General features: G+C 47.0%; 24 protein-coding genes. 4 read left to right on the top strand and 20 right to left on the bottom strand.

The window, feature by feature from the left end:
* Positions 1–110: 110 nt before the first annotated feature.
* Positions 111–1,364, bottom strand: a complete 1,254-nt coding sequence (locus tag KY305_RS00725; protein WP_223060926.1) for a pyridoxal-phosphate-dependent aminotransferase family protein — start codon at positions 1,362–1,364, stop codon at positions 111–113.
* A gap of 18 nt (positions 1,365–1,382) precedes the next feature.
* Positions 1,383–2,621, bottom strand: a complete 1,239-nt coding sequence (gene allC, locus KY305_RS00730) for an allantoate deiminase (protein ID WP_223060927.1) — start codon at positions 2,619–2,621, stop codon at positions 1,383–1,385.
* A gap of 243 nt (positions 2,622–2,864) precedes the next feature.
* Between allC and KY305_RS00735 the strand changes: the two genes are divergently transcribed.
* A complete protein-coding gene (locus KY305_RS00735) occupies positions 2,865–3,737 on the top strand; it encodes an endonuclease I family protein (RefSeq protein ID WP_223060928.1) in 873 nt (290 codons plus the stop codon).
* An 80-nt stretch (positions 3,738–3,817) separates the two neighbouring features.
* On the opposite strand, the gene KY305_RS00740 is transcribed toward KY305_RS00735, so the two are convergent.
* Positions 3,818–4,921 carry an ABC transporter ATP-binding protein gene (locus KY305_RS00740; protein ID WP_223060929.1) on the bottom strand — a complete coding sequence of 368 codons (1,104 nt, stop codon included), beginning with the start codon at positions 4,919–4,921 and terminating at the stop codon, positions 3,818–3,820.
* A gap of 156 nt (positions 4,922–5,077) precedes the next feature.
* On the opposite strand from KY305_RS00740, the gene frlR reads away from it, so the two are divergent.
* Positions 5,078–5,806, top strand: a complete 729-nt coding sequence (gene frlR / locus KY305_RS00745; protein WP_214803277.1) for a transcriptional regulator FrlR — start codon at positions 5,078–5,080, stop codon at positions 5,804–5,806.
* A gap of 23 nt (positions 5,807–5,829) precedes the next feature.
* Here frlR and KY305_RS00750 read toward each other — a convergent pair whose 3' ends face one another.
* From KY305_RS00750 to KY305_RS00770, 5 genes are read right to left on the bottom strand one after another with little or no spacing between them, the layout of a single operon-like run.
* The gene (locus tag KY305_RS00750; RefSeq protein ID WP_223060930.1) at positions 5,830–6,684 is read right to left on the bottom strand and encodes a fructoselysine 6-kinase; all 855 of its coding nucleotides are present in this window, start codon (positions 6,682–6,684) and stop codon (positions 5,830–5,832) included.
* An 11-nt stretch (positions 6,685–6,695) separates the two neighbouring features.
* Positions 6,696–7,598 carry a carbohydrate ABC transporter permease gene (locus tag KY305_RS00755; RefSeq protein WP_223060931.1) on the bottom strand — a complete coding sequence of 301 codons (903 nt, stop codon included), beginning with the start codon at positions 7,596–7,598 and terminating at the stop codon, positions 6,696–6,698.
* Positions 7,599–7,601: 3 nt separating this feature from the next.
* The gene (locus KY305_RS00760; RefSeq protein WP_223060932.1) at positions 7,602–8,480 is read right to left on the bottom strand and encodes a carbohydrate ABC transporter permease; all 879 of its coding nucleotides are present in this window, start codon (positions 8,478–8,480) and stop codon (positions 7,602–7,604) included.
* 33 nt (positions 8,481–8,513) lie between these two features.
* Entirely contained in the window at positions 8,514–9,803 is a 1,290-nt protein-coding gene (locus KY305_RS00765) for an ABC transporter substrate-binding protein (protein WP_396021498.1), read from the bottom strand.
* 52 nt (positions 9,804–9,855) lie between these two features.
* Entirely contained in the window at positions 9,856–10,842 is a 987-nt protein-coding gene (locus tag KY305_RS00770) for an SIS domain-containing protein (RefSeq protein WP_223060933.1), read from the bottom strand.
* 204 nt (positions 10,843–11,046) lie between these two features.
* Between KY305_RS00770 and KY305_RS00775 the strand changes: the two genes are divergently transcribed.
* Positions 11,047–11,973, top strand: a complete 927-nt coding sequence (locus KY305_RS00775; protein ID WP_223060934.1) for a MerR family transcriptional regulator — start codon at positions 11,047–11,049, stop codon at positions 11,971–11,973.
* 32 nt (positions 11,974–12,005) lie between these two features.
* Here KY305_RS00775 and KY305_RS00780 read toward each other — a convergent pair whose 3' ends face one another.
* Genes KY305_RS00780 through KY305_RS00790 form a run of 3 tightly spaced genes read right to left on the bottom strand, consistent with a single transcriptional unit; the run spans position 12,006 to position 14,021 of the window.
* Entirely contained in the window at positions 12,006–12,605 is a 600-nt protein-coding gene (locus KY305_RS00780; RefSeq protein WP_223060935.1) for a sporulation delaying protein family toxin, read from the bottom strand.
* Entirely contained in the window at positions 12,598–13,542 is a 945-nt protein-coding gene (locus KY305_RS00785) for a sporulation-delaying protein SdpB family protein (RefSeq protein WP_223060936.1), read from the bottom strand. Before KY305_RS00785 ends, KY305_RS00780 begins: the two co-directional genes overlap by 8 nt.
* Positions 13,539–14,021, bottom strand: a complete 483-nt coding sequence (locus KY305_RS00790; protein ID WP_223061600.1) for an SdpA family antimicrobial peptide system protein — start codon at positions 14,019–14,021, stop codon at positions 13,539–13,541. Before KY305_RS00790 ends, KY305_RS00785 begins: the two co-directional genes overlap by 4 nt.
* Positions 14,022–14,197: 176 nt before the next feature.
* Between KY305_RS00790 and KY305_RS00795 the strand changes: the two genes are divergently transcribed.
* Entirely contained in the window at positions 14,198–14,476 is a 279-nt protein-coding gene (locus KY305_RS00795) for a DUF1648 domain-containing protein (RefSeq protein WP_223060937.1), read from the top strand.
* 33 nt (positions 14,477–14,509) lie between these two features.
* Here the strand turns inward: KY305_RS00795 and KY305_RS00800 are convergent, their stop codons facing one another.
* The 9 genes from KY305_RS00800 to KY305_RS00840 form a co-directional block, all read right to left on the bottom strand.
* Positions 14,510–14,884: a nucleotide excision repair endonuclease gene (locus KY305_RS00800; protein WP_214803266.1), complete on the bottom strand. Its 375-nt coding sequence runs from the start codon at positions 14,882–14,884 to the stop codon at positions 14,510–14,512.
* Positions 14,885–14,951: 67 nt separating this feature from the next.
* A complete protein-coding gene (locus KY305_RS00805) occupies positions 14,952–16,067 on the bottom strand; it encodes an NAD(P)/FAD-dependent oxidoreductase (RefSeq protein ID WP_223060938.1) in 1,116 nt (371 codons plus the stop codon).
* Between the two features lie 172 nt (positions 16,068–16,239).
* Positions 16,240–17,637 (bottom strand): Fe-S cluster assembly protein SufB, encoded by a 1,398-nt coding sequence (gene sufB, locus KY305_RS00810; protein ID WP_223060939.1) that lies wholly within the window; start codon positions 17,635–17,637, stop codon positions 16,240–16,242.
* A gap of 19 nt (positions 17,638–17,656) precedes the next feature.
* Positions 17,657–18,100 (bottom strand): Fe-S cluster assembly sulfur transfer protein SufU, encoded by a 444-nt coding sequence (sufU, locus tag KY305_RS00815; RefSeq protein ID WP_061522181.1) that lies wholly within the window; start codon positions 18,098–18,100, stop codon positions 17,657–17,659.
* Positions 18,090–19,310 carry a cysteine desulfurase SufS gene (sufS, locus tag KY305_RS00820; RefSeq protein ID WP_223060940.1) on the bottom strand — a complete coding sequence of 407 codons (1,221 nt, stop codon included), beginning with the start codon at positions 19,308–19,310 and terminating at the stop codon, positions 18,090–18,092. The genes sufU and sufS overlap by 11 nt, the downstream gene beginning before the upstream one ends.
* The gene (gene sufD, locus KY305_RS00825; protein ID WP_223060941.1) at positions 19,310–20,623 is read right to left on the bottom strand and encodes a Fe-S cluster assembly protein SufD; all 1,314 of its coding nucleotides are present in this window, start codon (positions 20,621–20,623) and stop codon (positions 19,310–19,312) included. The genes sufS and sufD overlap by 1 nt, the downstream gene beginning before the upstream one ends.
* 17 nt (positions 20,624–20,640) lie before the next feature.
* On the bottom strand, positions 20,641–21,426 hold the full coding sequence (gene sufC / locus KY305_RS00830; RefSeq protein ID WP_174228592.1) for a Fe-S cluster assembly ATPase SufC: 786 nt from the start codon (positions 21,424–21,426) through the stop codon (positions 20,641–20,643).
* A 176-nt stretch (positions 21,427–21,602) separates the two neighbouring features.
* The gene (locus tag KY305_RS00835) at positions 21,603–21,755 is read right to left on the bottom strand and encodes a YuzK family famiily protein (RefSeq protein WP_223060942.1); all 153 of its coding nucleotides are present in this window, start codon (positions 21,753–21,755) and stop codon (positions 21,603–21,605) included.
* Positions 21,756–21,947: 192 nt separating this feature from the next.
* A complete protein-coding gene (locus KY305_RS00840) occupies positions 21,948–22,319 on the bottom strand; it encodes a carboxymuconolactone decarboxylase family protein (RefSeq protein ID WP_214985498.1) in 372 nt (123 codons plus the stop codon).
* Positions 22,320–22,328 lie beyond the last annotated feature (9 nt).

Here is a 22,328-nt window from a genome sequence, read left to right on the forward strand (position 1 = left end):
CATTCCAGAATTGTCATTTTTTATCTCTTACAGTATAACGGGGAAAAGGGAATAAAGTCCAGATGATTTCCTGCTAAGACCCTGTCATCATGACAGCTAAATGGTGCAAGCTATTCAGCTCCCGCTGTTTCAGTTGACATGTCATATGCATCAAGCGCCGCCTGCAGCGCTTTGCCCGCTCTGACGGGAACATCATGCCTGATGAGAACAGCTTCGAGTCCGGCCAGCACAAACAGCACATTTTCCTTTCTGCAGCTGTAGCCCATCGTTCCGATCCGCCATATTTTTCCCGCGAGCGGTCCGAACGAGCTGGCGATTTCAATTCCGAATTGCGACAGCAGCATACGTCTGACAGATTCTCCATCGGCTTCTTGCGGGACCTGTACACATGTGACAACCGGAAGTTTGCACCCCGGATCACCGAATAAAACGAGCCCCATCGCTTCCAGCCCCGCCGCAAGCGCTTCTTCATGACGGCGATGCCTGCGGAAACGGTTATCAAGCCCTTCTTCGAGAACAACGCGCACACCTTCTCGCAGCGCATACAGCATAGTGGTCGCTTCTGTATGGTGATTCAGCCTTCTTTCACTCCAATAGTCTTCCAGCTGGCTTAAATCAAAATAATTGCTCGTAATCGGACGATGATCGGAAAATCGCATGCTGTCAGCCGCCGTCGCGATGCCGCGCTCCACCTTTTTACGAGCCGCAATCACCTTCGCCGTTCGGTCGTTATATGTAATCGGCGCCATCCCTGAAGGGACTGATAAACATTTTTGCGTTCCGCCGATAACCGCATCGATTTTCCACTCATCAGTTTTGACGGCACAGCCTCCGATCGTAGCTACGGCATCAACGATAAAGAGGGCATTTTGAGCGCGGCACGCTTCCCCGATTTCTTTTAAAGGATGGATGCGTCCCGTTGACGTTTCTCCGTGCACCATAGCAACAATTTTCGGATGAACCTTTTTCATCTCGCTGATAATGTCTTTAGGGCGAAATACCGTTCCCCACTCACATTCCATCGTGTGAACGTCTGCCCCGTACCGCTCTGCGATTTCGGTCAGCAGATAGCCGAAGCGGCCGTATATCGGAATGAGCACGCTGTCGCCCGGTTCTATTACACTCGCCAGGACGGCTTCAATTCCCGCCCTTGATGTGCCGTCAATCGGATAGGCCCAGCGGTTTTCCGTTTGAAACAATTCACGGAGCATTTGCATCGTCTCATTCATGATACCGGTAAAAGCCGGGTCAAACTGGCCGATGATTGGGGTTCCCATCGCCCTCAGCACTCTCGGATCCGCCTCCACCGGCCCCGGCGTCATAATCGTTCTTTGCGGAAGGCACAATTCTCTTCTGACTGTCACGCTGATTCCTCCTTTATATTAATAAGCAAGCTTATATAATAAATTCGCTAACGTACGGACGCCGATATCCAGCTGATGTGCGGAGGTAAATTCAAGCGCCGAATGGCTGACTCCGCCCCGGCTCGGCACAAACAGCATGCAGGCCGGAAATGTCCTGCCGATCATCTGAGCATCATGCCCCGCCCCGCTTATGATTTCCTCACAGCTTGCGCCCTGTTCAGCTGCCGCTTCGACAGCCGCTCGTGTCAGCGTTTGATCCATCGGTACCGGCTCTATTCTCATATATTCGTCAATGACGGGCCGGACGCCTTTTTCGTGACTGATTCTTTCAATAAGAGATGCCAGTTTTTGATGAAAGTCGCTCAGCACGGCCTCTGCCTGGTGGCGGATATCAACGGAAAATTGAATCCGGCCCGGGATGACGTTCGGCACATTCGGCTCAACCGTCATTTTTCCGCAAGTCAGACGAAGTTCTTCCGGCTGTTTTTCCGCCAAGATGACAAGTTCATGGATCATGCTGCTTCCCGCTGCAAGCGGGTCCTTCCGCCACTTCATCGAAGTAGTGCCCGCATGGTTGCATTCTCCGTAAAGCGTTACATTATAGCGCCTCTGCCCGGCGATTTCAGTGACAACGCCGATGTCCTTTCCCGATCTTTCAAGCGTTTGTCCCTGTTCAATATGAATTTCAAGAAAGGCTTTTATATCCGTCCGGAAAGGTGAGGTGTAGCGGCCTGACCCGAAACCGTATTGAAGCATTGCTTCTTTTAAGGAAACACCTGAGCCATCACTTGGCTTTTTTGCATCTGAAAGTGAGAAAGCACCGGTTATATTTCCTGATCCCCAATAGGTCATGGGAAAACGGCTCCCTTCCTCCTCACAAAGCGAAACAGCTTCCAGCGTTTTTTTCGGACGTCCGTATGTCTTTCGAAGATGGGTGATCGCAAGCATGGCGGCAAGCACGCCATATGCTCCGTCATATTTTCCGCCGTTAATAACAGTATCAATATGCGACCCTGTCAAAATCAGCTCGCCGGGTGACTCTGTACCGCTCAGCCGGCCAAACACATTTCCGACATCATCAAATCTCGTTTCAAGCCCTAATGACGCCATTTTCTTTTTCACGGCAAGCTGGGCGTCCATCCATTCCTTTGTGTATAAAAGCCTCGTCACGCCGCCTTCAGCGGATGCGCCGAATTGAGACAGCCATTGTATGTAATCGGTAATTCCGTTATTGGCCGAAAGCTGCTGATGTTCCATATGCTCCCTCCCTTTCTTTCTGGCAGAACTGTCACGGTGACCTTCATTATAGAAGGAGCGCATACAGAGTTCATTATCATTTCATCTAAAAAATCTTTTGTTTTTTAGATACCCTATCTAAATGCAGCCCTGCCGCATCATAAGCCGAAAGACTGATGGGCACCGATCCAAAGGAACCATTTTTCGAAAAAGATAGAATTTGAGCTTTATTTTTTGGATAATAGAGGGAAAGGAGGGCAAGTAATGACAAAAAAACAATGGCTGCTGCCGCTCGTCTGTTTGTTATTGATTTCCGGATGGGTTGCGCCGTCTGCCTCTGCAGGCGCGCCAACCGAAATGAACCTGTACAGCCGATTGGCGGTTTCAACTGCCGGAGGCACACAAGTTTTACCGCAATCCGCCCCGGCTCCCATCGCTCCTTCGGCGGATACGGACACGTATTACAAAGAAGCTTCGGGAAAAAGCGGGACAGCCTTAAAAAGCTCCCTGCACCGCATCATCAGCGGTCATACGAAGCTGTCTTACAGCCAAGTGTGGAATGCATTAAAGGAAACTGACGAAGACCCGGCAAACCCGAACAATGTCATCTTGCTCTATACACAGGAATCACGGGCAAAAAGTAAAAACGGAGGCAGTGTCGGCGACTGGAACCGCGAACACGTGTGGGCAAAGTCTCACGGAAACTTCGGAACCGCGGCAGGCCCCGGGACTGATATTCATCACTTGCGTCCGGCGGATGTCCAGGTGAACAGCGCCAGAGGCAACATGGATTTTGATAATGGCGGCACGGAATACCCTAAAGCGCCGGGCAATTACTATGACGGCGATTCGTGGGAGCCGCGGAATGAGGTTAAGGGAGACGTCGCACGCATGCTTTTTTACATGGCGGTGCGCTATGAAGGAGACGACGGATATCCAGACCTTGAACTGAATGAGAAAACGGGAAACGGCTCCGCTCCGTACATGGGGAAACTGTCCGTTTTGCTCAAATGGAATAAACAAGACCCCGTCGACAGCACCGAAAAACGGCGAAACGACATCATTTATGAAGACTATCAGCACAATCGCAACCCATTTATTGACCACCCGGAATGGGCAGATGAGATTTGGCAGTAAAGACGGAAGAGAGCCGGCTCTATTTTCCGGCCGAACATATGAAACGTGTAAAGGGAGCCCCGGCAGTCAGGCTCCCTTTATTAATAGACGGCTTCCTCGGTATCGGCATCAAAAAAGATGGCCCGTTCCATATTGACGTCAAGCTGAATGGCGTCGCCTGTTCTGACTTGCGTGCCTCCGTCAAGGCGGACGGTCAGCCGTTCCTCTCCCGCAGCTGCGTGAACATGCATTTCCGCGCCTAAGTTTTCACATACTTCCGCAACGGCCCGGCACACTGAGCCAAGCGGCTTGTTAAAATTCGCGAGCGCCATATGCTCCGGGCGCAGCCCAAGCATCATCTGCTGACCTCTATATCCTTTTTGCTTGAGCATGACAGCTTTTTCTCTCGGAATAAGCAAACGAACAGACGGGTTGGCAAAAAACAGCTCTCCCTGCTTTTCCTCAATCACGCCCTTCATAAAATTCATCGCCGGCGAGCCGATAAACCCTGCCACAAACATATTCGCCGGATAGTGATAAATATCATGAGGGCTTGCCGCCTGCTGAATGTCCCCTTCATTCATCACGACAATTCTGTCCCCCATCGTCATCGCTTCTGTTTGATCATGCGTCACATAAATGATGGTCGCCTTCAGCCGCTGATGGAGCTTGCTGATTTCGGCACGCATCGTCACGCGCAACTTCGCGTCTAGGTTGGAAAGAGGCTCGTCCATTAAAAAAACCCTCGGCTCACGCACGATCGACCGTCCGAGCGCGACCCTCTGCCGCTGCCCGCCTGATAGGGCCTTCGGCTTCCGCTTCAGCAAATGCCCGATTTCCAAAATATCGGCGGCAGCCCGGACACGCTCTGTGATCTCTTTTTTCGGCATTTTTTTAAGCTTGAGCCCGAACGCCATATTATCAAATACCGTCATATGCGGGTACAGCGCGTAATTCTGAAAAACCATGGCAATGTCGCGATCCTTCGGCGGCAGATGATTCACCACATCACCGCCGATATAAAGATGGCCCTCTGAAATACTCTCAAGCCCGGCGATCATTCTGAGTGTCGTAGATTTGCCGCAGCCTGACGGACCGACAAGAACCAAAAGCTCCTGATCCTTTACATCTAAATGAAAATCTTTGACTGTCAATGACTGAGAGCCATATGTTTTTTTGACATGATTAAATGTTAATGATGCCATGAGAAACCTCCTCCAATACTGGAAACCGCCTCAGCTTTCTGTTATTTTTAAATTGATCGGGGGTTCTGCCAGATTCATAATATAAAAGCAAATTTGTATTATAACGTCATAATACATATAATATACATAATACATGAGATAAGGAGGCCCGCCCTATTGTTAAATAACGGGAGTTCAAAACCTTTATATATTCAGCTGAAACAAATTATTGCGGATGACATTAAAAAGGGCATTTATTCACCGTCCGTCAAACTGCCTTCTGAAAACGAGCTTTGCGAAACGTACAATGTCAGCCGGATAACCGTCAGAAAGGCCATCCTCGACCTGGTTGAAGAAGGCTGGCTCATTCGGCAGCAGGGAAAAGGAACATTCGTGAAAAGCCCTAAACTGAAACGGGAGCTGATCGCGGTTAACGGCTACTCCGAATTTATGGAATCGACAGGAAAAAAACCGAAACATCAGGTCCTTTCCCACGAAATCATCGAAGCGCCCAAACCGATCGCTCAAAAGCTCAACGTCGCTCCTGAGAGTCCCGTCCTTGAATTAAAACGCATTTTATTTCACGACGACCAGCCGCTCTCATTCGAAATCGCCCACTACCCGCTTCATTTGTTTCCCGATATCGGCACGTTCATCAGTGACGGCGTATCCATGCATGATATTTTGAAACAGCACTATCAAGTCGTTCCCACCCATAATACGAAGCTGTTAAATGTCGTGTATGCCAAACAGGAAGAAAGCCGGTATTTGGCTTGTGATATCGGGGATGCGCTTTTTGAAATTGACAAAACCGCTTTTATGTCAAAAGACCAGCCCATTTACAGCTCGCTGTTTTTAATGCATACTGACCGCGTCACATTTACCATTAACAGCCCTTACACGTAAAGGCATAAAAAACGAGACACTGCTTATAGTATTCTCGTTTTTTCACTGCTTTTGCCGCCGTCAGGCTTGTATGGATGACCGTACCCGAACGCCCCGAATACCCCGCACGTTTTCGCAGCCGTCTGTGCGGCCCCTAAAAGCGCATGCCGAATATCCTGATGCTCAAAAAAGGCGGTAAGAAATCCGGCGATAAAAGAGTCTCCCGCCCCCAATGTATCTATTATATCAGCCCTTACAATCGGCTGATGATAGATGCGGGTCCCATCCGATAACACAGCCCCATGTTCGCCTCTTGTCAAACACACGATTTTCACACCGAAGCCATGTGCTTTTTCGGCAAGCTTCACGCATTCGGACTCACTCAGATCACTGCCGGAAAAAAACGCATACGTCACGTACGGACAGACCGTTTGTAAATACGAATCCTCTCGTTTTGTTGAAAAATCAAAGGAAATCGGCACAATGCCGCATAAATTCGGAAGATCGCGTTCAATCCTGCTGTATACGCTCGTATGCAGCACATCATGCTCTCTGATAAATGTTACATCGTTTTCCTGAAAAGCGAGTGTCAGACGCGATTGCACCCCTCCTTTATTCGACCCGACAAATATTCTGTCGCCCCGCTCATCAAGTGTTACGACCGCCATTCCGTTTTCACCGTATGCCTGGCGTATATAATCGGTGTTCACCTTCTCAAGCTTCAGCACGTTTAATAGATGAGCTGCCGCTTCATCACTGCCGAGGATGCCGATATAAGAAGCGTCATGGCCCAACCGTCTTGCAAGCACCGCCACATTTAAAGCATTCCCGCCCGGATAAAACGTCTCTTGATCCTGATAATAATCTACTACATTGTCTCCCGCCGCAATCAGTTTCATTTTCATCCTCCTTATCCTTTTACGCTTCCGGCGGCGATGCCGCGGATAAAATATTTCTGCATAAATAAAAACAGCACGATAATCGGAGCGGCCGAAATGGTTAACCCTGCAAGCAGCACGCCCCAGTCAGTCTGCAATGCATCCCTGAACTGCATCAGCCCGGCCGGTATCGTCCGCAGATTTTCGTCATCTATAAAGATGATCGCAAACATAAACTCGTTCCACGTATGGTAAGCCGTCAGAATACCGGACGTAACCAAAATCGGCACGCTCATCGGTAAGAATATTCTGAAAAATACACCGAAACTAGTACAGCCATCAAGATACGCCGCCTCTTCCAGCTCCTTAGAAATTGACAGAAAATACGAGCGGATCAATATGATCGTAAACGGAATCCGATAAGCGGCGTACGGGAGAATCAAAGCCCAGTACGTATTGTACAGCCCCAGCGATTGAATAATGGAATAAAGCGGCACAAGGCTGACTTGCGGCGTCAGCATCAATCCGCCAAGGCAGATGATAAGCAGAAATCCTTTTCCTTTAAATTGAAAACGTGACAGCCCGTATGCCGCCCAAGCGCTGACAAATACGGTAATCAGGCACGTCAGCACGGTCACAATGACACTGTTCATAAAATAAGCGGAAATTCCCTGATTCCAAGCGGACACGAAGTTTTCAAAATGCCAAACAGAAGGAAGCGACCAGCTGTGCTCAAAAATTTCATCCGAGCTTTTAAAGGCGCTGATGACCATCCACAAAAGCGGATAAGCGACGGCAATCAAATAGATAAAGAGAAACAGCCATACAGACGTTTCACCGATAAACCATTTTCTCCGCTTTCCAGCTGTTTTCACGGCCGGCGTGTGATTCAGATCCGGTTCCATTCTGTATGAATCCGTCTTTTCAGGAAGCATCGGCTACTCCTCCTTTCCGGTTTTAAAAAACTTCATTTGTATGAGCGACAAGGCAAGCGTAAGCAAAAGCACCACGGTCGCGATCGCAGAAGCGTATCCCATCATATCTTTTGTAAAGGCGCTCTTATATAAAAACGTGCTCAGCACTTCAGAAGCGTTACCCGGCCCGCCGCCTGTCAAAATGTACGGCTCGTTAAATACGGTAAATGCCCCGGTCAGCGTCATCACCACCGCAACAAACGACATTTCTTTCGTCTGCGGCACTGTAATGTAAAAAAACTGCTGCACCTTGCCTGCACCGTCCAGCTGCGCCGATTCGTACAATTCATCCGGTATCTTTTGAATGGATACAATATACAACATAGCGATATAACCGACGGACTGCCATTGAGAAACAAAAATGACAGACAGCATGGCGGTGCTTTCATCGCCGAGCCAGGCCCGCGTCAGCTCATCAAGTCCGACGGCCTCCAACAGCTGATTCAAAAGCCCGATCTCCGGGTTATAAATAAAATCAAACAGCAAAGCAATGACGGTCATGGAAATGACGACGGGGAGAAAAAATACCGTGCGGAAAAACGGCGACCACTTTCTCACCAATCTGTCTTCCAGCACAGCCGCCAATATTAATCCTCCGCACACTTGGCAGATAAGCGAAATCACCGCATACAGCACATTGTTGCCGAGCGCTTTGAAAAACACAGGATCATGAAACAGCTCGATATAGTTTTTAAATCCGATAAATGTTTTTTCAGGATTAAATGAGCTCCATTCAAACAAACTGAGAAACACATTTTCAAAAATCGGAACGTAAACGAAAAGTAAAAAAATCAGAGCCGGCGCAAGAAACAAATACGGAATGAATCGATTTTGGTTGACCAAGGACATTCATCTCCTTTTACAAAAGAGCCTTTTCTATTCAGCAGACGCTTTGACTTGCTGCGCTGCTTTTTGCACCGCCTTCATCACCTGCTGCGGTGTCATCGTTCCCCCAAGCATCTGCTGGACGCTTGCGGCATACACATCCGCGATTTCAACATCAACATCCATATCAAACCACGGCACCATTGATTCGGCGCTTGTGATGTCCTGTACGGCTTCACGCTGGATCGGAGTCGAATTCTTTTCTGTCGCCGTTCCCTGAACCGCACTGTATTTGCCGACATCCTTGATCAGCTTCTCACCCATTTTTTTCGAGGTTAAAAACTGGAGAAATTCCATCGCTTCCTTCGGGTGCTTCGTATTCGAAGAAATCATAAACCCTTCTGGCGATCCGGTTAATGCGCGAGGTGATCCCTTTTCCCCGCTGATTTTCGGGAACGGAAACAGTCCCAGGTTCACCGGGTCAACGAGCTTAATCTCTGCCGTCTCTGCATAAATCATCGCCGCTTTTCCGCTCGTAAATTGCTGCCGCACATATTCGTGATCCACGGAGTTCACATGCTTTGTAAAGTAAGGCATAAGCTCCTCAAGCTTTTCAAGCGCTTTGACGTAGCCTTCATCTGTAAATGATCCCGTTTTCGGGTTATAATCTTTTTCTCTCGTTTTTTCATCCACCATGCGCTGGTTCAGTGTCCCGATATAATGGGAAATGGTCCACGGCGCTTTTGTGCCGAAGCTGATCGGGATATACCCGTTTTCCTTCAGCTTTTCAGACACGGTGATAAGCTCATTCCACTTCGCCGGCGGCTTCAGGTTCAGTTTCTTAAAAATGTCTTTATTATAAAAAAATGATTTTGCGTCCATTTGCCAAGGAACGCCGTACTCTTTGCCGTTATACGTAAAGGGTTTGATTTGTGACTGGACAAGCTGTGAAGACCAATCCTTATCTTGTTGATAAAAGGAAGAAAGATCGAGGGCTTTATTTCCTTTGATGAATTTATCTGCAAATCGGTCGCTCCATGAAAAGAAAATATCAGGAGGGCTCGTTGTCCCCAGCATGACTTTGACTTTATCTTTATAGGAATCATTTAATACCGCTTCAGTTTGGATGTGAATGTCCGGATGAGCGGCTTCAAATTCCTTAACCGCCTCTTCAAAATAGCTTTTTTCCGGCTCTTTCGGCCACCTGTGGAAAAACTTCAGGGTCACTTTCCCGTCTGAGGAACTGCTTTGGCTTGAACAGCCGGTGACGGAAAGCAGAAATACGGATATCAGAATAAACAGGCAAATGAGCTTTTTCAGATGCTTTTCCTCCTTTGTCATCAGACTATAATGTTATATAACATTATAGTCTGATGAAGAATAATCCGCGATTTTAATATTCGACTTTCCACATATATCGTCTCTGGCTTAATGGATGATTTCTTGCATCGGCCAAAGCATCCGCATAGCTTCTCAGCACCCTGTTTAACACGAGGGGAGCAAGATAACCTTTTACCGATTCATCAATTCCGGAAAAATTATACGTTTCTGCATCAAGCACAGTCAGTTTTTTTCCGTATTTTTTAGAGAAGGAAAGCGCCCGCTCTTCAAGCGGCCTTGTTTCATCTAAGCCGAGCAGAATAATAAACGGAACGGATTCATCAATGATTTCGAACGGCCCATGAAAATATTCTCCGGCATGAATGGCGTGGGAGTGAATCCATTGCATTTCCATAAGAATGCAGATGCTGTAGGAGTAAGCGACGCCGTAGTTTGCACCGCTTGCCATTGTATAAATGATGTCTTCTTTTTCGTGGGCTTTCGCAAATGCTTTCGCGTTTTCCGCTTCCTGTTCAAGCGCTTTATCATAAACGGCCTGCAGCTTATCAAGCCCGTCGATCGCCTGCTCAAACGCCGCATGGTTTTCCAGTACGTTTAAAGCGCCGAAGACAATTTGGTAAAGGACGCCGTAGTTTGTGTTTATCGCCAATGCTTCTTCGCCCCAATCGTATACGGCGACATATTGAGCTTCTTTGGCTAACGGGGAGTCAGGCTCAAAGGTCATCGCTATTGTCAGCGCGCCTTTTTTTCTCGCAAACCCGGCGGCTTTTACCGTTTCCGGCGTGTTGCCTGAATGCGAGCACAAAATAACGAGAGAGTTTTCTCCGAGCTGCACGGGATTGCGCTGAATAAATTCATTCGAGCTGTAGAGATCAGAACTGATTGCTTTCGCCTCTCTGTCAAACACGTACTTGCTCGGGTGCATAATAGCTGAAGAACCTCCGCATGCGACAAAAAAGACATGATCAATCGTTTTTTCTTTCAAATCTTGCAAGAAAGCCTGAACCTCTTGATTCACTTTTGCGGCAGTTTGACTCAAATCCTTCACTCCTCAGTATTTTATTATATAACGTTATATAACATTATATAACGTTATATTAATCTCATAACGGGAGTGTTGTCAATATTATTTTCTGAAATTTCTAAAATATGATAAAGAAAAACAGGCTCGGTTTAATTTCCCGCACTCTCTTGACCTGACCCTTAGAGACACGTTTAGAATGGGAGCAGGGAGTGATGCAAAATGAATATAAAAGAAGCAGCCCGTCAGACGGGCCTCACGAAAAAAGCCATCAAATATTATGAACAGGAAGGGCTGATTACGGTCAGCAAAAACCCTGACAACGGCTACCGGGAATACTCGGATCAGGAGGTCAATACACTGAAAATGATTGCCGCCCTCAGAATGCTGGCGCTGTCTGTCAGCGACATTAAAGCATTCTTATTAGAGGGCAGCAGCTTACATGATATTTTACAGCAGCAGCATCAAAAGCTCAGCCTGCAAATTGAAGAGCTGGAGCAGGAACGGAAATTAACGGAGATGCTGATCAAACGCGTGAAGGATTCAGAAAATGTCGATTCGATTTTACATGATATCGGAGAAGTGAAAATCGATGAACCGAAGTATATGGGCCTTCAGCTGAAAAAGCTGTTCCCGGGAGAGTTCGGAGAATTTATCGCGGCGGTGTTTGAACCATTCTTTGACTTTGCCATTGATACAGATGAGAAAAAAGAGAATTGGGCAGAACTGGTCAAAGTATTGGATGATATGGAAGAAGTCCCGGCGGCACACCCGATGATGCAGCTGCTCGGACAGGAGGATTCGGCACAGCTTCAGCAATACAAAGCCCAGCACGACCAATTTATTGAATTGATATTGCAGAAAGATCCCGCAACTTGGGAAACCCATAAAAACACCCTTATCCAGCTTGTGAAGAGAGTGCAGACAGATGACGAATACAGAGAAAGCCTTATCAGGCTCGGGGAATCAGCTTCTGATTTACCGGCGATGAAGGAAGGGTCGCCTTTCAGCAACCTCCTCCAGAAACTGAGCCCGAAATATGACAAGTATGTGCAATATCAGCTTGAAATCAAAAAAGAAGCGGACGAGGCACTCGGATTTGATTCAGAAGCGTATTTAAAACAAGCGTTGGAATTAGAAAAACGCTAAGGCGCGTTTCCTTAGCGTTTCTCCCGTGAGCTTTAATGCTGCGCGTTAATTCTGTCAACGACATTGGCGATGAGCTGCTCTTTTCCTAAATCAGAGTCCTCATCTACGCTGGCCACTGTCAAAATGATGGCCGCTACGGCTAAAGCGATTGTTTCAATGGCGGCTGCAGCGTTTAAAAATACCCATACAGCTGTCGCGCATTGGCCGATGGCTGTTGATTTTCCCTTGTCAAAGCTGTTTTTGTCAAATTCCGCTTTGAGCACTTTCGCCATAATCGCTGAACCTTTTTCAATTATGCTGTTTACTTGCTCATAGTCACCGCTGTAAACCGCTGTTTTTAATTCTTTAAAATAAGCGGGGGAAGCATTTTTAATATCAGCGATGACCTGGTCAGAGACTTGTTTTAATTCATCCTGATCGATTTTTTGAACGGCTTTGGAATCCCATACTTCTGGGAGAAGCTTTGCGACTTCACCTTGTCCGAAAAAGATGCCGGAAAAAATCTCTTCCCCGGAGTAACTGACGGATGGATTGGTTTTAGCTGATACTTGCGGGCCTACTAATGCAACCATTAAGACAAACACCATGATCATTGCTGCAATTGACTTTCTGTTCCCTTTTTGATTAACCATATAATTTCCTCCTTTTCCTTTTATTGAGAAAATTGTATCTGAAAAATGGCTTAGTGTAATGGTTCAAAGCTACTGTTTTTTCTGCCGGAATCAAAAATAGAACCAAAATACCAGACACCGTGATAGAAAAAGAGGTAAGCCCCAGCATGACAGCAAATATTTCGTGCATAAAGATTGACATAAATAAAACCAGGCGCCAATACTTTTTCGGGGCAAAAAGGGCGCAGAACATAATGGTTTGCACAATGAGCGTGCCCCAAGTCGGTATCATGACGAGCTTGGATTGCAGCATAAAATCAAACAGGCCGTGGAGCGCATCAGGCAGTCCGAGCATCGGATCGTTCAGATAATAATAAACGGCAGTTCCGTTTTGCCACTCTTCTTCCATCAGCTTGGCGACCACGGAATTAAAATACAGCATCGCGACCTGAATTCTGATCACCGTCAGCGTCGCCCAGCATAAAGATCGGTAATAAGGCTCAAGCCTTCTTTCGGCATAGGACTCTTCATACGGGGACCAGTGCCATTTTCTCGGATCGGTTAATGTCAGCGGAAGCAGCAGCAGCGTAAAAACGGCGGCAATCTGATCTCCTCCGTCAAGGGTGACGGCGGAGTTTTGAAAGCTGTACGAAATCCACCAATGGAAAAAACCCGTCAGGCGCGGACGCCAGCCAATCACAACGAGGACTAAAATACAAACACAAACGGCCTTAATGATCTCGATGTGCTGAAAATCGGGAAACAGCAAAAACAGGCTGAAGGTATTGGAAAAGTCGAGCACTTGATTTTGTGTTTTAAAGAAAACAGACGCCGGATTGAACAGCAATGTTAATAAAGTGCCGAGCGCGATTAAGCTTCTGGCAAGCCCGTACACATTTGTCCAAGGCGGGTGCTCAATGATCCATGAGGTGAGCTGTTTTTTTGCATCCTGCATCAATTGACATCCACTCCAATGAATTTTTTAATGGTTCGTTTGGTTTTGGCATGTTTACTCCATGCCCATGGGGTAATCCGTTCATATGTAATGATCATTTTCCCTTTCAGTCTTGGGGATGGAGACTCATTTTCCACTTTCAAAAATGTGGTATTCTTAATATCTCGCCCTGCCGTGTAATCCTTCCATTTCTCTTTGGGGGGCAGTTTTTCCAGCATAAGGCCGAGTTCTATTCCTTGAGTCCGTCCGTATCGATTCAAGCCGATCACATTTTTCAGCGAGTTATTCGGCCATCTGAGCTCCTCGCCGGGGTTGAGAGGATATATATTTAAGCTGTCTTCTCTCGGATCCTTACTGAAAAATCCCCAGCTCTGCGGGTAAATCATTGAAATGGTTTTTGATTGATGTTTGGTTAACTGGATGGCGGAGCTTGGAAGCGCTGCAATGACGGTAAAAAACAAAACGACCATCCAGGCGGCCATAACAATAAGAAAGAATGAGAACACTTTGTTTTGATTCATGTCAGCCAATCGAAACCCTCCTTAAATATGGAAATTTGGATTTGACATGATTATACACTAATCAACAGGTAAAATATTGATAAATTAGATTTTTCGGACTAATATACTATTATATGTAAAAATAAAGGAGTGTTCATATGTTTTTGATGAATGATAAAGTGTTGTGGGGAACAGTGATTCTGGCATTTATTCTGTCGATTGTTTTCTATCCGTTCCTTCCTGCCGATATGGCCATTCATTACGACGTGACGAATCGCCCCAACATTGCGATTAATAAGACGATCGGCGTGCTTGTTTTTCCTGTGCTGATGATCGTTTGTATGTTTATCAGAAAACGATATGTCCAGTTTTTCCTAGTCGTCTATTGCCTCCTGATCGTCCACATTGCGGTGATGTGGCTGGCGCTGCAGGCATAAATAAAACCGGAGCTTAAAAGGCTCCGGTTTTGCTTATTTATAAAATACTTTCTCAATGTTGTATTTCGACTGAAGGGTATTGATTGCGTACGTTTCGTAAATATCCCTTTCCATCGGATCATTTACGACACATACTTCAATTTTATACACTTCGTCTCTGTGATTTTTAACAGGCGACACATTGTCTTCAAAATGCTTTTTGATTCTTTGTCTTAATTTCCTGGCTTTCCCGACAAACAGCAGCTCATCATGAATGTTATAAAACATAAAGATGCCGCCTTTGTCTCTCGGAATTTGATGAAAATCAATGAAGCCGTAAATCGCTTTAATCGCCGGTTCATTTTCCGACGGTGACTGCTGCCGTTCTGTAATGGTTACGTCAGGAGCAGGTAGGTTTATTTTTATCAAAATGGGTCACGTCCTCTTATTCATTAAAGCTCCATCCTAACATAAGAATGCCCGAAAAGCTATTCTTTCATTCAAGCGCCCCCGCCGGATCATAAAGGCTCAAATCAATTTCTGTCTGCTGACCGAGTGCGAGTTTCGCCAATTCGGCCCCGAGATACGGTCCGCTGGTCAATCCTGATGCACCGAGCCCATTGGCAATCAAAAGGCCGCTGACATTCGGCAGCGTGCCGATGACAGGGAGAAATCCGGGCGTAAACGGCCTGAACCCGACTCTTGCCTCAAGCATTGTGCTGTCTGAAAGTCCAGGTGCCACGGTCAAAGCTTTCTCAAAAATCTCGCGGAGACCGCCTGCCGTTACCCGCAAATCCATACCGGCATCATTTTCATGAGTGGCGCCGGCCACAACCCGGCCGTTTTCAAACGCGAGAATATACTGGTCGTTCGGCGGCATGACGACGGGCCAGCTGCCTGTTTCCTCTCCCGGAAGCTCCAAATGAACGATTTGCGCTTTTTGATAGGATACTGAAAAACGGATGCCGAGCGGCTCAAGCAGCTCCTTCGCCCATGCGCCGGCCGTTACGAGAACCTGATCGGCAGTAAGCGTACGTTCTGCGGTTTTCACGCCGGTGACGGCACCGTCCGCTGTCAGTATTGACGCCTCTTCATGGTAAACTGACGCGCCGTGCTTAATGGCCGCGTTTAGCAGCGCCTTACGAAGCGCCCTCCCGTTCACCCGGGCCGCGCCGCTGATATGGACCGCCCCGTACTCACCCGACAGCGGAGGAAACAAAGCCTTCGTTTCTGCCGGAGATAATCTTGTAATGTCCCCGATTTCAGGGGCATCCTCTCTTCTCTTATAGGCTCTTTCCTCCATCTGATCAAGCTTTTTTTCATCAGTATGCAGACTGACGGCTCCGACTTTTTTGTATCCGGTATCGGTTTCTCCGTCAGCTTCAAGCTGTTTGATTAATTGTTCATAATAACGGGCCCCGCCCTTTGCAATTGCATACCATGCCTTATTGCGGCGCTGTGACAGCCACGGACACACGATTCCCGCCGCCGCGTCAGTAGCCTGTCCGGCCTGCTTCCGGTCAATAACCGTTACCTCAGCTCCGGCTTTTGCGAGATGGTAAGCCGCTGACGCACCGAGAATGCCGGCCCCGATAATGATATAAGACTTCATGTGTAACACCTTTTCTATCTGTTTTGTCTTATTTATTTTAACAAATCAAGCGCCCCGTTCCTAATCAGTCCGATTCGCAATGATGTCGCTAAGTGCCGGCTGCATAAAGATTTCTGCAAACAGCAGCCTTTAATATAAAAAGGACACGGCATTTGCCGTGTCCTTTTTATCATTAACCGATAGAACCTTCCATCTCGAACTTAATCAAACGGTTCATTTCAACTGCGTATTCCATCGGCAGCTCTTTTGTGAATGGCTCGATGAAGCCCATTACGATCATTTCTGTCGCTTCTTCTTCAGAAATACCGCGGCTCATCAAGTAGAAAAGCTGTTCTTCAGATACTTTTGATACTTTTGCTTCGTGCTCCAATGAAATGTTGTCGTTTAAGATTTCATTGTAAGGAATGGTATCTGATGTTGATTTGTTATCCATAATGAGCGTATCGCATTCGATGTTTGAACGGGCGCCTTCCGCTTTCCGTCCGAAGTGGACGATACCGCGGTACGTTACTTTTCCGCCTTGTTTTGAAATCGATTTTGATACGATCGTGGATGACGTATTCGGAGCAAGGTGAATCATTTTCGCACCTGCGTCCTGATGCTGTCCTTTGCCCGCAAGAGCGATAGAAAGCGTCATACCGCGCGCGCCTTCACCCTTCAGGATGACAGCCGGGTATTTCATTGTCAGCTTAGAGCCGATGTTTCCATCCACCCATTCCATCGTTGCGTTTTCTTCACAAACCGTACGTTTCGTTACAAGATTGTATACGTTGTTCGCCCAGTTTTGGATCGTCGTATAACGGCAGTAGCCGCCTTTTTTGACGATGATTTCAACAACCGCGCTGTGAAGCGAGTTTGTTGTGTACACAGGAGCCGTACAGCCCTCTACGTAATGAACGCTTGCTTCCTCGTCAACGATGATCAATGTGCGTTCGAATTGGCCCATGTTTTCAGAGTTGATGCGGAAGTATGCTTGAAGCGGCGTTTCCACTTTTACGCCTTTCGGTACATAGATGAAAGAACCGCCGGACCATACTGCTGAGTTCAGCGCCGCAAACTTATTGTCAGTCGGCGGGATGACCTTCGCCCAGTGCTCGCGGAAAATATCTTCATTTTCTTTCAGCGCGCTGTCCGTGTCTTTAAAGACGATGCCTTGTGCTTCAAGATCCTCTTTCATGTTGTGGTAAACAACCTCTGATTCATACTGTGCAGAAACACCGGCAAGGTATTTTTGCTCAGCTTCAGGAATTCCGAGTTTGTCAAATGTCTGTTTAATTTCCTCAGGCACTTCATCCCAAGAACGCTCTGAACGCTCAGACGGTTTTACGTAATACGTAATTTCGTCAAAGTTCAACGATTTTAAATCCCCGCCCCATTGCGGCATCGGCATGTTGTAGAAATGCTCAAGAGATTTCAGACGGAAATCAAGCATCCATTGAGGCTCTTCTTTCATGCGAGAAATTTCTTCAACAATTTCTTTTGTCAATCCGCGCTCTGAACGGAAAATGGAAACGTCCTTGTCGTGAAAACCATACTTGTATTCACCAATTTCAGGCATTTTTTTAGCCATCCATTTTCACTCCAATCTTTTAATTGCCGCCTTTTTCTCCAGCGACTCCTTTTTCAAGTGCTTTCCATGAAAGGGTGGCACATTTAATCCGAGCCGGGAATTTTGAGACGCCTTGAAGGGCTTCAATATCCCCGAGATCTATCGAGTCGTCATACTCTTTCCCTTGCATCATGTCTGAGAAAATCTTAGACATGGAGAGGGCGGTTTCTATATCTTTTCCTTTTATCGCCTGCGTCATCATCGAAGCGGAAGCCATGGAGATGGAACAGCCTTCTCCTTCGAACTTCGCTTCTTGAACGATATCGCCGTCAAGCTTCATTGTCAGTCTGATCCGGTCGCCGCAAGTCGGGTTGTTCATATCGACAACGATACTGTCGTCTAAAACCCCTTTGTTGCGCGGATTTTTATAATGATCCATGATCACTTGTCTGTACAATGTATCTAAGTTTGCATTAAAAGACATTTGTAAAGTACTCCTTTGTCTTTTGGAGTGCTTCCGCAAGCTTATCAATTTCTTCCTCTGTATTATACAGGTAAAAGCTCGCTCTCGCAGTAGCAGATACATCCAGCCATTTCATCAGCGGCTGGGCGCAATGATGGCCCGCTCTGACCGCAATGCCCTCAGCATCGAGGACAGTCGCGACATCATGAGGATGGACATCATCAAGATTAAATGTTACGAGTCCTGCACGCTCTTTCGGCCCGTACACCGTCACGCCGTCAAGCTGTGCGAAGCGATCCAGCGCATAGGCTGCAAGCTTGTGCTCATGCCGTGAAATCTCGTCGAGCCCGATCTCTTCAAGAAAGTCAATCGCGGCGCCTAATCCGATCGCACCCGCGATAATCGGCGTGCCTGCTTCAAATTTCCACGGAAGCTCTTTCCAAGTTGATTCGTAAAGACCTACAAAGTCAATCATTTCGCCGCCAAATTCGGCCGGCTCCATATTCTCAAGCAGTTCTTTCTTGCCGTACAGCACGCCGATTCCCGTCGGGCCGCACATTTTATGGGAAGAAAGCGCGAAGAAGTCGCAATCTAAATCCTGTACGTCGATTTTCAAGTGCGGTGTGCTTTGCGCCCCGTCAACTACGATAACCGCGCCATTGTCATGGGCGATTTTCGCGATCTCTTTAATCGGGTTAATCGTGCCAAGCACGTTTGACACATGAGCGACCGCCACAATTTTCGTATGGCTGGTGACAGTCTGCCGGACGTCCTCTAACGAAAGCGTGCCGTCTTCCTGCATCGGGATATATTTTAAAGTCGCGCCAGTTGCTTTAACAGCCTGCTGCCACGGAATGATATTCGCATGATGCTCCATTTGGGTGATGACCACTTCGTCACCGGGTTTTAAGTTGGCGCGGGCGTAGCTCAGCGCCACCATATTCAGTGAAGTTGTCGTGCCTTTTGTGAAAATAATCTCAGCCATTGACTTCGCGTTGATAAACTTCCGGACTTTTTCACGCGCTCCTTCATAGCCGTCTGTCGCTCTTGTTCCAAGAGTATGGACGCCTCTGTGGACATTAGAATTATAATGACTATAATACTGGTCCACTGCTTCAATAACAGCGCGCGGCTTCTGGGAAGTCGCCGCACTGTCAAGATACACGAGATCATGTCCGTTCACTTGCTGATGAAGGATCGGGAACTGTTCACGAATATCAGTGATATTCATTATTTAACTTTCCTTTCGATAACGGAAACGAGCTGTTTCTTAACTCCTTCAATCGGAAGCTCTTTTACCACCGGCGCAAGGAATCCGTAAATGACTAAGCGCTCTGCTTCTTCTTTCGAAATTCCGCGGCTCATTAAGTAGTAAAGCTGGATCGGGTCCACACGGCCGACAGATGCCGCATGCCCTGCAGTTACATCGTCTTCATCGATTAATAGGATCGGGTTTGCATCTCCGCGTGCTTTTTCACTGAGCATCAGAACGCGTGATTCTTGTTCAGCGTTTGCTTTAGACGCACCGTGCTCAATTTTGCCGATTCCGTTAAAAATGGAAGAAGCGGCATCTTTCATAACTCCGTGCTTCAGGATATAGCCTTCTGAAGCCTTACCGAAGTGGATAATTTGCGTCGTAAAGTTTTCCGTCTGCTCCCCTCTTCCGACAACAACGGTTTTCGTATCCCCGTAAGTGCCGTCGCCATAGAGGTTTGTCGTGTTTTCAGAAATCGTGTCGCCGTCGTTCATCAGTCCGAGCGCCCACTCGATTTTGCTGTCACGTCCGCGTGCAGATCCGCGGCGGTTTACATATGTTGTGACACCCGCAGATAAGTTGTCAACCGCACCGTACGTCACGCTGGCATTATCACCTGTAATGACTTCACTGATAATGTTGAATACGGCTTCTTTCGGATTCACCGTGCTGACGTAGTTCTCCACATAAGTGACGGAGCTGTGGTCTTCAGCAACGATGAGCACGTGGTTAAACAGCGTCGTGTCATTGCTTTCATGGACGTAAACAGCCTGTACAGGCGTTTCCACTTGAACATTTTTAGGAACATAAAGGAATGCCCCTCCGTTCACTAACGCCGCGTGAAGAGCAGTCAGTTTGTGTTCGTCGACTTTTACGCCGTCTTTCATGAAATATTTTTCAACGAGATCGCTGTGCTCACGCGCAGCCGTTAAGATGTCCGTAAAGATAACGCCTTTGTCTTTCAGCTCTTTAGACAGAGAAAGGAAGGCCGGCGTTTGGTCACGCTGTACATATAACGTTTTGTCTTCGTTTTCGATATCGATCAGCACTTTTGCTTCGTCAGCTAAATCTTCTAAAGAAGAAAGCGGCGCATTTTCTACTGTATGCTTGTTGAACTTTGTAAAGTTCCAGTTTGTAATTTTTGTTTTGTCAGGCTTAGGCAGCGGCAGATCCTCAGCTTTTTCAAGAGCCTGTAAGCGCAGGTTTTTCAGCCAGGCAGGTTCTTGATGCTTTTCGGAAAAGCCTTTGACATAGTCCTGATCTACGGATAGTTTAGTTTCCAATGTCATGTTAATCCCCCTAACGCTTACGCTTCTTGGCCTACAGTTTCGTCTTCAATGCCAAGTTCTTGTTTAATCCAGTCATAACCTTCCGCTTCAAGGCGCTGTGCAAGCTCTGCACCGCCGGATTTAACTACGCGGCCCTGCATCATAACGTGAACGACATCAGGCGTGATGTAGTTCAGAAGGCGCTGGTAGTGAGTGATCATTAAGCAGCCAAAGTTTTCGCTGCGCATTTTGTTGATTCCTTTAGAAACGACTTTCAAAGCGTCAATGTCAAGACCTGAATCGATTTCATCAAGAATGGCGATTCTCGGCTCAATCATCATAAGCTGAAGGATTTCGTTGCGTTTTTTCTCCCCGCCTGAGAAACCTTCGTTCAAATAGCGCTGCGCCATTTCAGGATCCATTTCTAAAAATTCCATGTTTTCGTCCATTTTGCGGATGAATTTCATAAGAGAAATTTCATCGCCTTCTTCACGGCGTGCGTTAATCGCTGAACGAAGGAAGTCGGCATTTGTCACACCGCTGATTTCGCTCGGATATTGCATTGCAAGGAACAAGCCGGCTTGCGCGCGCTCGTCTACTTCCATTTCCAATACGTCTTTGCCGTCAAGCGTGATGCTTCCTTTTGTGACCTCGTATTTAGGGTGCCCCATAATCGCAGCTGAAAGCGTGGATTTACCGGTACCGTTCGGTCCCATGACAGCGTGGAACTCGCCGCCTTTTATTTCAAGGTTTACACCTTTTAAAATCTCTTTCCCTTCGATTTCAACGTGAAGATCCTTGATCGTTAATGTTGAAGCAGCCATATCTATACCTCCAAAATATATAATCATTATTCTCAATTTATTCTCATTCTAATTTTATAACAAATGAAATGTAAATACAACTTTTTATATTACCCGGAACATTTCTAAAGTTTATCAAAGATCTTAACGTAATTAAAGCTGTTTGAAACAGAAAAAGGGTGGAATCCCACCCTTTTTTACAGACCGATTTTCTCATTAAACTGCGCTGCGAGGAGCTTGCTTTTTTGATATTCCCGCTCCCTCTGCCGTTCGACTTCCATCCTTTTTGAAAGACGCCGTCCGTATTCTTCATAGCCGATGCCGTATGACTGCTGCATCGCTTTTTCCATTTCCGACGTATAGTCAAGGTCCAGTCTGTCCTGGCTGGTGCAGATAATGAATCAATCCCTTCATCTATTTGTTTCCATTGTAACAATGATTCATTGCGGCAGCCAAAGAGAGTGTGCCCCTGAATACTTTCGGATATGCCGGATGCGGCCTGCGAGCTGCGTCTATGGGAAGCATTCAAACATTTGCTCCTTCTAATGCGCGGTATTTCCGAATTCCTGAATGCACTGCTGCACGAGGGTTACGCCCTGGCTGAGAGCGGCCCCTCCGCCGAAGGCTGCAGCGACGCTTACAACTTCAAGGATATTTTCTTCTGTCGCGCCTTGGTCCATGCATCCTTTCGTATGATAAATCATACAAAATTCATCTTGGGCGTTAATACTGATGCCGAGAGCGATTAATTGCTTTTCTTTTTCTGTCAAAGAATCCGCTGAGAAGCACTGCTCAGTAAATTCATTAAACTTCCGGCCCATCATCGGCATTTTTTGTTCAAATACGCCTAACCCCTCTTTGTATTGTTTTAATGCGTCATGTACGCTTCCGCCGTTGTTATGATATTGATTCAACTCATAATC

The sequence above is a fragment of the Bacillus sp. YC2 genome, from assembly GCF_019891195.1.
Taxonomy (GTDB): domain Bacteria; phylum Bacillota; class Bacilli; order Bacillales; family Bacillaceae; genus Bacillus.

Coding starts and splice junctions, on each gene's coding strand:
- KY305_RS00780 (WP_223060935.1), bottom strand. CDS start 12,605: ATGGTTAATCAAAAAGGGAACAGAAAGTCAATTGCAGCAATGATCATG.
- sufD (WP_223060941.1), bottom strand. CDS start 20,623: ATGACATTGGAAACTAAACTATCCGTAGATCAGGACTATGTCAAAGGC.
- KY305_RS00755 (WP_223060931.1), bottom strand. CDS start 7,598: ATGCTTCCTGAAAAGACGGATTCATACAGAATGGAACCGGATCTGAAT.
- KY305_RS00805 (WP_223060938.1), bottom strand. CDS start 16,067: ATGAAGTCTTATATCATTATCGGGGCCGGCATTCTCGGTGCGTCAGCG.
- sufS (WP_223060940.1), bottom strand. CDS start 19,310: ATGAATATCACTGATATTCGTGAACAGTTCCCGATCCTTCATCAGCAA.
- KY305_RS00790 (WP_223061600.1), bottom strand. CDS start 14,021: ATGGCCGCCTGGATGGTCGTTTTGTTTTTTACCGTCATTGCAGCGCTT.
- KY305_RS00775 (WP_223060934.1), top strand. CDS start 11,047: ATGAATATAAAAGAAGCAGCCCGTCAGACGGGCCTCACGAAAAAAGCC.
- sufU (WP_061522181.1), bottom strand. CDS start 18,100: ATGTCTTTTAATGCAAACTTAGATACATTGTACAGACAAGTGATCATG.
- KY305_RS00765 (WP_396021498.1), bottom strand. CDS start 9,803: ATGACAAAGGAGGAAAAGCATCTGAAAAAGCTCATTTGCCTGTTTATT.
- sufC (WP_174228592.1), bottom strand. CDS start 21,426: ATGGCTGCTTCAACATTAACGATCAAGGATCTTCACGTTGAAATCGAA.
- sufB (WP_223060939.1), bottom strand. CDS start 17,637: ATGGCTAAAAAAATGCCTGAAATTGGTGAATACAAGTATGGTTTTCAC.
- KY305_RS00750 (WP_223060930.1), bottom strand. CDS start 6,684: ATGAAACTGATTGCGGCGGGAGACAATGTAGTAGATTATTATCAGGAT.
- allC (WP_223060927.1), bottom strand. CDS start 2,621: ATGGAACATCAGCAGCTTTCGGCCAATAACGGAATTACCGATTACATA.
- KY305_RS00740 (WP_223060929.1), bottom strand. CDS start 4,921: ATGGCATCATTAACATTTAATCATGTCAAAAAAACATATGGCTCTCAG.
- KY305_RS00795 (WP_223060937.1), top strand. CDS start 14,198: ATGTTTTTGATGAATGATAAAGTGTTGTGGGGAACAGTGATTCTGGCA.
- KY305_RS00735 (WP_223060928.1), top strand. CDS start 2,865: ATGACAAAAAAACAATGGCTGCTGCCGCTCGTCTGTTTGTTATTGATT.
- KY305_RS00835 (WP_223060942.1), bottom strand. CDS start 21,755: ATGGAAAAAGCGATGCAGCAGTCATACGGCATCGGCTATGAAGAATAC.